This window comes from Chitinophaga sp. Hz27, from assembly GCF_042263525.1.
Lineage (GTDB): Bacteria > Bacteroidota > Bacteroidia > Chitinophagales > Chitinophagaceae > Chitinophaga.
The window spans coordinates 295,489-307,299 of sequence record NZ_JBHKFJ010000007.1 but is presented as its reverse complement, the minus strand read 5'-3'; the positions used below and the strand labels follow the sequence as shown (position 1 = coordinate 307,299).

The 11,811-nt window shown below is 42.7% G+C and carries 10 protein-coding genes and 1 riboswitch; all 10 genes read left to right on the top strand.

Annotated elements, in window-relative coordinates:
* Positions 1-195: 195 nt before the first annotated feature.
* The gene (locus ACE38W_RS18290; protein ID WP_375832930.1) at positions 196-2,580 is read left to right on the top strand and encodes a carboxypeptidase-like regulatory domain-containing protein; all 2,385 of its coding nucleotides are present in this window, start codon (positions 196-198) and stop codon (positions 2,578-2,580) included.
* Between the two features lie 20 nt (positions 2,581-2,600).
* Positions 2,601-3,464, top strand: a complete 864-nt coding sequence (locus ACE38W_RS18285; RefSeq protein WP_375832928.1) for a DUF4249 domain-containing protein — start codon at positions 2,601-2,603, stop codon at positions 3,462-3,464.
* A 160-nt stretch (positions 3,465-3,624) separates the two neighbouring features.
* Positions 3,625-3,814, top strand: a riboswitch (cobalamin riboswitch).
* 154 nt (positions 3,815-3,968) lie between these two features.
* On the top strand, positions 3,969-6,287 hold the full coding sequence (gene metE / locus ACE38W_RS18280; RefSeq protein ID WP_375832926.1) for a 5-methyltetrahydropteroyltriglutamate--homocysteine S-methyltransferase: 2,319 nt from the start codon (positions 3,969-3,971) through the stop codon (positions 6,285-6,287).
* Between the two features lie 30 nt (positions 6,288-6,317).
* Positions 6,318-6,701, top strand: coding sequence for an acyl-CoA thioesterase (locus tag ACE38W_RS18275; protein WP_375832924.1), 384 nt, complete (start codon positions 6,318-6,320; stop codon positions 6,699-6,701).
* A 99-nt stretch (positions 6,702-6,800) separates the two neighbouring features.
* Positions 6,801-7,100 carry a GNAT family N-acetyltransferase gene (locus tag ACE38W_RS18270; RefSeq protein WP_375832923.1) on the top strand — a complete coding sequence of 100 codons (300 nt, stop codon included), beginning with the start codon at positions 6,801-6,803 and terminating at the stop codon, positions 7,098-7,100.
* Positions 7,101-7,330: 230 nt separating this feature from the next.
* Positions 7,331-8,767, top strand: a complete 1,437-nt coding sequence (locus ACE38W_RS18265) for an MBOAT family O-acyltransferase (RefSeq protein ID WP_375832921.1) — start codon at positions 7,331-7,333, stop codon at positions 8,765-8,767.
* Position 8,768: 1 nt separating this feature from the next.
* Positions 8,769-9,752 (top strand): hypothetical protein, encoded by a 984-nt coding sequence (locus tag ACE38W_RS18260; RefSeq protein ID WP_375832919.1) that lies wholly within the window; start codon positions 8,769-8,771, stop codon positions 9,750-9,752.
* 51 nt (positions 9,753-9,803) lie between these two features.
* Positions 9,804-10,373, top strand: coding sequence for a pentapeptide repeat-containing protein (locus ACE38W_RS18255; RefSeq protein WP_375832917.1), 570 nt, complete (start codon positions 9,804-9,806; stop codon positions 10,371-10,373).
* Between the two features lie 451 nt (positions 10,374-10,824).
* Positions 10,825-11,316, top strand: coding sequence for a GNAT family N-acetyltransferase (locus ACE38W_RS18250; RefSeq protein WP_375832915.1), 492 nt, complete (start codon positions 10,825-10,827; stop codon positions 11,314-11,316).
* A 10-nt stretch (positions 11,317-11,326) separates the two neighbouring features.
* Positions 11,327-11,800 carry a MarR family winged helix-turn-helix transcriptional regulator gene (locus ACE38W_RS18245; RefSeq protein WP_375832913.1) on the top strand — a complete coding sequence of 158 codons (474 nt, stop codon included), beginning with the start codon at positions 11,327-11,329 and terminating at the stop codon, positions 11,798-11,800.
* Positions 11,801-11,811: the final 11 nt, after the last annotated feature.

The window sequence follows — 11,811 nt, the reverse complement described above, 5'->3', positions numbered from 1 at the left end:
CGCTGGCATTATTCTTGATGATTAGGGCGAGTAAATTGCGTTACGTATACCATATCTCATGTGAATTTTTTGTTACCATATCGCTAATGAATTTACTAAATTTTTTTCCGGATAACGCATACGCCTACGTCTTATTGCCCTGCCCATGAGCTGAAACCATCATCATCTTTATTAAAAACCTTTGCATTTAGTTCTATGGAAAATAAGACTATCGTCGTACTGTTGTCTGTACTATGTTCGGTACTGAGCTTGTCCTGTGTATATGCACAGCAGGCCCGATATACGATTAGCGGATATGTAAAAGACAAGCATAATGGCGAAACCCTGATAGGCATATCCGTTGGTAAAGCAGGTACAAGCATTGGCGCTGTTACTAATCAATACGGCTTCTATTCATTGACCTTACCAGCTGGTGATCACGAACTGCAATTTCGGTATGTAGGTTATACAACTTTTAAAACCACTATTCATCTTCAGCATAACATTAAGCAAGACATCAGCCTGGAACCAGTCAGCAGCCAGCTCAATGAAGTTACCGTAATGGGTGACAAAGAAGAGAATTCCATCAATGCCATTCATCCCAGTATCAACAGACTGGATATACAACAGATGAAAAAGATGCCGACACTGTTGGGTGAAGTAGATGTATTGCGTGCGATACAAACATTACCAGGCGTACAAACCGTGGGCGAAGGAGCTTCCGGATTCAATGTTCGTGGAGGCAACAGTGATGAAAACCTTATCCTACTGGATGAAGCACCAGTGTACAATGCCACCCATATGCTAGGTTTCTTTTCGGTGTTCAATCCTGACGCGGTGAAAAGCCTGAACCTCCTCAAAGGCGGCTTCCCTGCTGAATATGGCGGCCGTACCTCTTCTGTGCTGGATATACGTATGAAAGATGGTAACAACCAGCAGTTTAATATGAACGGAGGTATCGGCAATATTTTTAGCAGACTATCACTGGAGGCGCCGATCGTAAAAGATAAATCTTCTTTTATTGTTGCTGCCAGAAGATCTTATATAGATGTTCTTATGAAACCCTTTACCACAGGAGATATGAAAGATACCAAGCTGAACTTCTATGATCTCACTGCTAAAGTAAATTATAAGATCAATGATAACAATACACTTTTTCTGAGTGGTTATCTCGGAAGAGATATATTCGGACTCGGTAATGATATCGATATGAGTTGGGGCAATGCCACAGCCACACTACGCTGGAATCATGTCTTTAATAATAAACTATTTCTGAATCTCTCTACCTACTACAGTAAATATGATTATAGTCTGAAGTTTACAAACCTAAGCAAGAAAACATCAAACGAACCGGAGCAAGGCTACGACTGGACTTCCAACATCATTAACTATGGCTTTAAACCTTCCTTTACCTGGTATGTGAATGCAAGCAATACTATTCATTTCGGGGCGCAGGGTGTTTATTACACCATCAAACCCGGTACTGGCGTGGGTAGCGAAGGACTCACACAAACGGTGAAACAATTGCCCGATCAGCATGCGCTGGAATCAGCTGTTTACATAGATCATGAATATCAGCTCGGAAAAAAATTCGGTATTCAGTATGGCGCCCGTTTTTCAGCTTACCAGCTTTTAGGTACCGGTATTGCCTACTATTATGCAGATACTACTGCTGGTGTTCGCAAACGGCTGGTAGGACAGAAGAATTATGACGCCTGGGCCCCAATGAAAAGATATCTTTACTTCGAACCACGGATCTCCTTGCGGTATGCATTCACCGATGAACATGCTGTTAAACTGGCTTATAGCAGAACCACGCAGTTCATGCATCAGTTATCTAATACTGCGTCGCCAACGCCTTTAGACATCTGGACACCAAGCACCAATAACATACAGCCGATGGTGGCCGACCAATATACCGCAGGCTATTTTTACCATGCGCCCGATAATAAATTTGAAATATCAGCGGAAGTGTTTTATAAGTGGATTGAGCACCAGGTGGATTATATCGACAATGCTGACTTGCAGCTAAATCCCTTGATAGAAGCCGATTTGCTGCCATCCAAAGGAAGAGCGTATGGTCTTGAATTATATGCGAAAAAAGATATTGGTAAAACAACGGGCTGGATCAGTTATACGCTGTCTCGTAGTGAACGCAGGACGCCAGGTATCAGTTTGAGCGAATGGTTCCTCAACAGGTATGACCGTACCCATAATCTAAACATCACCGCCACGCGTACTATTAGTAAGCGTGTATCCGTTTCCGGTAATTTTGTTTTTGCATCAGGCACACCAGCAACGTTCGCGGATAACCGCCTCGAGTTCCAGGGCTGGGATATTCCTTATAACAGCACTAACAGACGGAATACTTACCGCCTTTCTCCGTATAACCGGCTCGACCTCTCTATGACCCTCCGTGGCAAACAATTACATCGATGGAAAGGGGAGTGGGTATTTTCTCTTTATAACGTTTATGCAAGAAGAAATGCCTATACCGTTTACTTCCGCCAAGACCCTGACGATCCTAATAAGAGAGAAGCTGTTCGCCTTTCTATTATTGGAACCATCATTCCGGGCATCACCTATAATTTTAGTTTCTGATAACAGTAAAACTTATCTCCATGAAAAAAATAATAAGCATGATATCGTTGGTGTTGCTTTTGGGTTTTACTGCATGTGAAGATGCAATTGATCTCAACGTGGCAGAAGGCCAGTCGTACCCGGTACTGGATGCCTGGATCACTACCGATCAGGGCGTACAGACTATTCGTTTAACCATGTCCGTGCCTTATACTGCTCAGGATTCAGCTCCTGCGGTGAAGGAGGCAAGGATAATATTGAATGATCTCACTTCTGGTAACAGCTATCCATTCACCTATAACGGTGGCGTATATACGTATGATGCCAGCGCCAGGCCTATTGGCTATGTAAATCATGTATATAAGCTGCATATAGAATATAAGAATGAAATTTTTGAAGGCACAGACTCCATCAAGAGGGTGCCGCCTATTGATTCTATATTATTCGGCCATAAAACAGCAGAAGAAGCTACTTCCGGAAAGGAAGGTTTCTATGCTAAGTTTTTTGCGGTGGATATCCCTGGCGCTGGCGACAACTACTGGATCCGCTCTTACAGGAATGATACCCTGCATCGGCTGAAAGATTTACTTTCTATTGATGGTTCGCTGGAAGGAGGTATCTCTGACGGCACACCTTTTATTCTGCCGTTGACACAGCATATCACGGATTATGAACATCCTTTCCGCCTAAACGAAACGGTGGTGGTGCGTTTATCATCATTAAGCAAAAAAAGCTATGATTTTATGGCGCAGGTGTATCAGCAAATTACGACTACTGGCCTGTTTGCAAAGGTCCTGGAAAATGTGCCTTCCAATATGCAGAATACAACGCCTAAAGGGAAAGTGAAAATGTTAGGTTGGTTTGGAACAAGTGCTGTCAGCAGGGCAGAACGAAAGATCAAATAAGTAGTAATTAAACTATTGTTGTATTGGAATATATTTCTGTTTGTTTTGTTAAAACAATTGTTTTGTTCTGATATATGGGTAGATTAATGTTCTTTTTTTCTTTTAAATTTGTTTATGAAGATATTTATTCCTTAAATTGCCCTCAATATCTATTTAATTTACTTTTTGATACAGAAATGGTTGCTGCCAACGCAGCATTAAAAGGGAACGGTGTTTAAATCGCCGGCTGTCCCGCAACTGTAAGTAGTTACCTGAATCCTGTCCAACTTATGTTCATTGTCACCTGAAGACGAGAAGAACGGACACGGATACTACGAGCCAGGAGACCTGCCTTTTCTGCATGTTGACAATACTTTCGCGGATTGAAGTGGGGTCAGCTTTCGGGTATACTTGCTATTACTGACGTACGCAGTAACAGGCCAGGTATCCTCCCCACTATTCCCGCAGAAGGTGTTGAAGTAAAGATGACAGGATATCATCAATCACTTTAAAACCAACTGGGAAATGATTACACATAACCTGGGCTATCCAAGAATTGGTGCCCACCGTGAACTGAAAAAGGCCAGTGAAGCCTATTGGAGTGGTAAGATCACCGCTATTCAACTGGAACAAACGGCCAGGGATATACGCTTAAATAACTGGTATTTGCAAAAAGATGCCGGCATTGATATCATCCCCTGTAACGACTTTTCATTCTATGATCATGTGTTGGATACCAGTATGATGACAGGTGCCATTCCAACGCGTTACCATGATCTGCTGGTCGAAAAGCAGCTGCCACAGCTGGATTTACAGTTTGCTATGGCACGCGGCTACCAGAAAGAAGGATTGGATGTTACAGCCATGGAAATGACTAAATGGTTTGATACCAACTATCATTACATCGTTCCTGAATTTACTGCCAATCAGCAGTTCTCTCTCTTCTCTGAAAAAGTTATTCATCAGTTCAATGAAGCAAAACGTGCAGGCTTTAATGCTAAGCCTGTATTGCTGGGGCCTGTATCCTTCCTGTTATTAGGTAAGGAAAAAGAAAAAGGCTTCCATCGTTTACAGCTCCTCAATCGTTTGCTGCCGGTATACCTGGAAGTTTTGAAAAAACTCGATGAACTGGATGCACACTATATTCAATTTGATGAGCCTTGTCTCTCACTCAATCTCAATAAAGTAGAACTGGATGCAATAAGCAGTGCCTATTCCGCTATCCAGAAAGCATTTCCGCAGCTGCACCTGATTTTGGCATCGTATTTCGAATGTTACGGCGCTAACCTGGAGGCAGTGCTTAAATTACCGGTACAGACATTACATCTGGACCTCGTACGTTGTCCTTCACAGCTAGATGATATCCTGGCAACGGATATACGAAAAACAAAACTTCGTTTATCCCTTGGCGTAGTGGATGGTCGTAATATCTGGAAAAATGATTTCCGTCAATCGCTGGAGCTGATCAATAAAGCAAAAGCCGTGCTGGGAGAAGATCGCCTGCTGGTAGCTCCTTCCTGCTCTCTGTTGCATTCTCCATGTGACCTGGACCAGGAAACAGATGAAAAGAATCTTCCTGCTACCATTAAAAACTGGCTGGCATTTGCAAAGCAAAAACTGGATGAAGTAAAAACTTTGGCGGTGCTTGCAGGGGAGAATCCAACTGTGAATGCAGAACAGGAGCTGAAAGATAATGATGCTGCAATGGCGTCTCGCAGAACATCTCCGTTGATTCACCGTAAAGCAGTAACGGCAAGAGCAGCAGCTGTCACTGCGGCTGATGCGCAGCGTACAAGCCTTTTCGCAGCCCGTAAAAAAGCGCAGCAAAAGGTATTGAAACTGCCTATGTTCCCGACCACTACCATCGGTAGTTTCCCGCAAACGGCTACGGTACGTTCCTGGCGCAGTAAATGGAAGAAAGGAGAACTCACCCCGCAAGAATATGATCAACTCATCAAAGAAGAAACCGCCGCTTCCATCAGATGGCAGGAGTCTATCGGAATGGATGTATTGGTACATGGTGAGTTTGAGCGAAACGATATGGTCGAATATTTCGGAGAGCAGCTGGAAGGATTTGTATTCACTAAAAATGGTTGGGTACAGAGCTACGGCAGCCGTTGTGTAAAACCTCCTATCATCTTCGGTGATGTGGAACGTAAGGAAGCCATGACCGTTTACTATACCAAATATGCGCAGTCTCTCACAACTTTGCCTGTAAAAGGTATGCTGACAGGCCCCGTAACTATTCTGCAATGGAGCTTTGTCAGAAACGACCAGCCAAGAGCTGCTACCTGCCTGCAGATCGCATTGGCGATCCGTGATGAGGTGAAAGACCTGGAAGCTGCCGGCATCAAAGTAATACAGATAGACGAACCAGCATTAAGGGAAGGTTTGCCTTTGCGCAAGGAGAACTGGAACGCATACCTGGATGGTGCTGTAAGGGCCTTTAAAGTAGCATCCTCCGGTGTGGAAGACGCAACGCAGATTCATACGCATATGTGCTATGCCGAATTCAATGATATCTTTGAAAGTATTGCCGCATTGGATGCCGATGTGATCACTATTGAAACCTCCCGTTCTCAGTCTGAACTGCTGGAAGGTTTTGCTAGTTTCAAATATCCTAACGATATTGGCCCGGGTGTTTATGATATTCACTCACCGCGCATTCCTTCAGAAGAAGAAATGGTAAACCTGATGGAACAGGCTATGGCAGTAATTCCTGCCGAGCAATTATGGGTAAACCCTGATTGCGGCCTCAAAACCAGGGATTGGCCGGAAACCAAAGCTGCAGTAGCTGCCATGGTAGCAGCCGCTAAAACATTGCGTAATAAAATTCCTGCCTGACAAACCGTGACAGCTCATAAATTTTATACAATGACAATAGAAGAACGTATACAGGCATCGCAGACACATATCTTTAAAGCGATATTCCCGGATAGTACCAACCACTACGATACCATGTTTGGCGGTACTGCCATGTATCTTATGGACGAAGTAGCTTTCATTACCGCTACACGCTTTACCAGGAAAAAAGTGGTGACAGTATCCTCTGATAAAATTGATTTTAACAAACCAATTCCTGCGGGTACTATCATTGAACTCATTGGCCGAGTATCGAAAGTGGGTAATACCAGCATGAAAGTAACCGTGGAAATATACACGGAAGAAATGTACTCCGACCGCCGGGAACTGGCCATCAATGGCACTTTTACCTTTGTGGCAATAGATGATCAGAAACGACCTGTGAGCGTACTCTGATATTGATCTTGTTATTTTTTTAAGTCCCGTCTCTATCCGGTAGAGACGGGACTTTTTCATTTTTAAAACAACCATTAATTACTGGTTGTTATCGGATATATGTCTGATACTATTTACAATATTGTCAATAATACGAAGGAGCTGCAATTTGAAATCAGCGAGGGAATGGAGAAAGCGATCCTTACTTATCGTTTTTATAAAGAAGATATCGCTTTCATGCACACGACCGTGCCTGCCGGCCTGACAGGTAAAGGTATTGCTACCTTGCTGGCAAGAGCGGCCTTCGATTATGCTAAATCCCTCAATAAACCAGTAATGGTATATTGCCCCTTTGTAGCCAGTTTTCTGAAGAAACATCCGGAATATAGGGTACAGTTGGACCGCACCTTTCACCACTGAGTGGGCCCTTTCTGATAATTATTTCTATACATAAATATTTGTTTATAATTTATAAATATTTATTATCTGTTTTAGAATGATTGTCTTTTGCTTTCCCTCATTGGTGCTGGATTTAAATGGTTGAGAGCCATACTAGTCTATGGCGCAACTTTGAATTTTCACCTGAAAGCGCTACTTTCGGAGTCAGTTATCAATCCAACTTTAGACTGCGGTAAACCCCTATACTGTTTATGGTTTTCAACTCATTCGAGTTTGCATTATTCCTGCCGATCGTTTTCATCCTGTATTGGTTGGTGGCGCGAAGCTCCCTAATGATTCAAAATTTAATTTTACTGGTAGCCAGCTTTGTGTTCTATGGCATGTGGGACTATCGCTTCCTGTTTCTTCTGTTTTTTTCGATTTTACTGGATTATACTTCAGGGATCATGATACACCAGGCTGCAGGTATCAGCAAGAAAAAAATATGGTTAACAACAAGCATTGGTATTAATTTAGGATTCCTTTTTTTCTTCAAATACTACAACTTTTTTATTGGCTCTTTTGCGGAGTTATTGCAGGCGGGGGGCTTTCAGCCTCATCTGTGGACCTTGCGCATTATCCTGCCGGTAGGCATATCCTTCTATACTTTCCATGGCTTGTCTTACGTGATAGATGTATACTATGGAAAGGTAACGCCTACGCGAAATTTCATCAATTACGCCTTATTCGTTAGTTTCTTTCCATTGCTGGTAGCAGGCCCTATAGAGCGTGCTACGCATCTGCTGCCGCAGATAGAAAAGCCCAGGATTTTTAATAGTGAAAAAGCGGCAGATGGCCTACGGCAAATACTTTGGGGGCTTCTGAAAAAAATGGTGATTGCCGATGGTTGTGCCTCTTATGCTAACCAGATCTTCAATCATTCGGCAGATTATAACGGTAGTACCTTGCTGACGGGCGCGGTATTATTTGCATTTCAAATCTATGGCGACTTCTCTGGCTACTCTGATATGGCGTTGGGAATCGCGCGCCTGTTTGGTTTTGAGTTGTTGCGAAATTTCGCTTATCCTTATTTCTCGCGTGATATCGCCGAATTCTGGCGACGCTGGCATATCTCCCTTTCCTCCTGGTTTAAAGACTATGTTTATATTCCGCTGGGAGGCAGTAGGGAAGGGCGTTTTAAAGCAGTCAGAAATACATTTATCATTTTCCTGCTGAGCGGTTTCTGGCATGGTGCTAACTGGACTTTTATCATCTGGGGCGGTATTCATGCTATCTACTTCCTACCGCTGTTGTTATCTGATCGCAATAGAAAAAATATGGAAATTGTGGCGCAGGGAAGGCTGTTGCCTTCTTTCAGAGAGGGTTTTCAGATGTTGTCAACCTTCTTGCTGGTGACGTTGGCATGGGTATTTTTCAGGGCGGAAAATGCGGCGCATGCATTCGCTTATTTACGGGAAATATTTTCGCCAGGCCTCTTTCACAAGCCTACTGTATTTCCAATGACGATGTTATTGCTTGTAGCATTATTCATGGTAATAGAATGGCAGGGGAGAGCCTATCCGTATGCGCTAGGCAATATCAGCCTGCGATTGGGAAGACCCGTCAGATGGGCTGTATACCTGGTGCTGCTGTTTGTTATAATCCTCCTGAAATCAGAACAACAACAATTCATTTATTTCCAGTTTTAATATGAAGTCGTTTTTACTGCGCATATTTTTGTTTACTGCAATCTTCACAGGATTACTGCTGCTGTTGGGGCCACCATTAGCGGTGCCGGGCGAATTCGATTATGTAGGCGGCATTGTGGTGAAACATGCAAGGCTCAATGAAATGAAGGGTAACCGCGTGATATTTGCAGGGGGATCTAATGTGGCATTTGGACTCGATAGTAAAATGGTGGAAGATGCTATTCATATGCCAGTAGTGAATCTAGGGTTACACGGCGGACTAGGACTTGATTTTATTTTACAGGAACTGGAACATAATGTACGCGCTGGAGATGTGGTATTTTTATCTGCAGAATATTTTTTAGAGAAAGGGAGATATGACCTGGATTATGCTGCAGGCAAGTTTTTGCCAGATGCAGGTAATTATTATGAACAGGACTTTTATACAACATTCAAACACCTGGTAGAAGCGAAGTTTGACCAGGTTTGCTATAATCGCGATAGGTTGATGTTACGATTCAAGCCTGCAGCTATCCGAGAGAGGAAGGCGGAGCTGGAACAGGTGTATTCTCGTCATGCATTTAATAGTTATGGCGATGTGATCGCACACCTGGACTTGCGCCCTGATGGCGCGCCGGCCACGCCGCTGAAGCTACAGAGTGGTTATTGGGACGGTATTGCAAAAATCAATAAAGCCAATGATATAATCAGTGCAAAAGGAGCAAAGCTATATTTCCTGTTTCCTACCTTTGCTAAGTCGTCCTATGAGTTCAATAAATCTGTGATTCATCAATATCAGGCAAGCATTCTGGCCGATCTGAAAGTTACCGTATTAAATAAACCCGAAGACTTCGTGTACCCGGATAGTTTATTCTTCGATTCTTATTATCATCTTACAAAAAAAACAAGAATTTGGAGAACGGAGAAGATGATTAGCCTTATACGACCCTATGTAGCCACCACCGTGGCACCAGCACAACAACTTACTTTTAGCAATCATAAATAACAAAACATTCCGCTGAATAATTTTTACATTCGCTGGTAAAAAAAGCGAGGTATGGAAAAGGTATTTACGGATGAAATCTTTAAGCAGCAAGACTTCTCACTGAGTGGGTTTCCAGCGGGAGAGTACGAAAATTGTAAGTTTCAACATTGTGATTTTTCCAATGTGAATTTCTCTGGAAGTATTTTCGTGGAATGTGAATTTTCAGATTGTAACCTGAGCATGGTGCAGCTCAACAAGACCGCGCTTAGAGAAGTCAGGTTTATCGGCTGTAAAATGTTGGGACTTCATTTTGATACGTGTAATGATTTCGGATTTGAAGTGAGTTTCGATGGATGTAACCTGCAACATGCTTCCTTTTATAACCGCAATCTGAAAAAGCTTAAATGTAAAGACACCATACTGCGTGAAGTAGATTTCACACTGGCAGATCTCAGCCAGGCTGTCTTGCTGAATTGCGACCTTATTGGTGCGACCTTTGATAATACCAACCTCGAAAAAGCAGATCTACGCAAAGCTACAGGCTACATAATTGACCCCGAACGTAATAAAATCAAGAAGGCTAAATTCTCTTTACAAGACGTCGCTGGGCTGCTTACCAAGTATGACATCCACATAGAATAGTAACGCTATAGTATATACGTAGCGGTATTTGCATGCTATTTCTCCCCAAATAAATGAAATCTAATGCAGGATACTATAAAAGGTGTTTATTTTATTTTATTTAAACAAAATCTTATTTTTTTAGATTAAATCAATAAAATCTAATTATTTATTGAATAATTTGGATTAAAAACACAAAATGTTGTATGTTTGTATTGTCATTGAAAGAAACACACATACTGTGGGATGATGAAACTGGCAGACATGCCCTCTTGTCTCGAGGGTGAGGATAACAGGACAAACAGCAGCGTAAACAGCTAACCACTAACTTTTTTTGCTACTGCTAACTGCCTCGTGTAGGTTCGACTCCTACTCCTACAGCTACATTAAAAGCGATTCTGTGAGAATCGTTTTTTTTTATTATTTGGATATATGTAGTTAACTACGTAGTTTTATACTAAAATATATATTTATGTTGCCTAAAATCAGCATAGCAAAGCTTCACGATGACTCATCGCAGGAGGTAATAGATATTATACTTCCTATTCAGACAAAGGAATTTGGCGTAAACGTAACCCTGGCAGATCAGCCGGACCTGAGTAATATAGATAACTTTTACCATGGATCTGGCGGTGGTTTCTGGGGTATTTATGTAGGAGAGACGCTGGCAGGAACAATTGCACTGATTAATATCGGTCATCATGCAGGCGCGATCAGGAAGATGTTTGTGAAAAAGGAATACCGTGGAAAGGAATACGGGCTGGCGCAACAGCTACTGGAGCATCTTATTGCCTATTGCAAAGTGCATGGTATTACAGACCTTTATCTGGGTACTGTGGATATTTTGCATGCGGCGATGCGCTTTTATGAACGCAATCAGTTTAAGATAATCGCTAAAGTCGACTTACCTTCGTATTTCCCGTTGATGAACGCGGATAATGTATTTTACCATCTTGCTTTATAAAAATGCTACTATGCGGAATGTAATCGACGATTCAGGGATTCTTGCCATCTCAACGCGGCTGCAGCGTGTTGCGGAACAACTCCGTAAAGACGGGCAGCAGATCTATAAAGCACATGGTATCGATTTTGAACCGAAATGGTTTCCGGTAGTATTCTGTTTGCATCAGAAAGGTATGCTGAGTGTAATGGAGATAGCCCAGGAGATAGGTTATACGCATCCTTCCACCATCAGTTTGCTGAAGGAACTGGAAAAACAAAAGTTGATCCGTTCTAAAAAAGACAAGCAGGATGAGCGTAAGCGCCTGTTGTTGCTCACAGAGAAAGGCGCAGCACTCATAGCCGCAATGGAGCCTATCTGGAAACGTATGGAGCAGGCTTTATCAGCGCTCACTAGCACGCAACATAACCTCATGCTGGCCATTGGCGAAGTGGAAGCCCAGATGGCTGCAAAAAGCTTTTTCGAAAGAGAACAACAGCTGCCCTAAGGCAGCTGTTG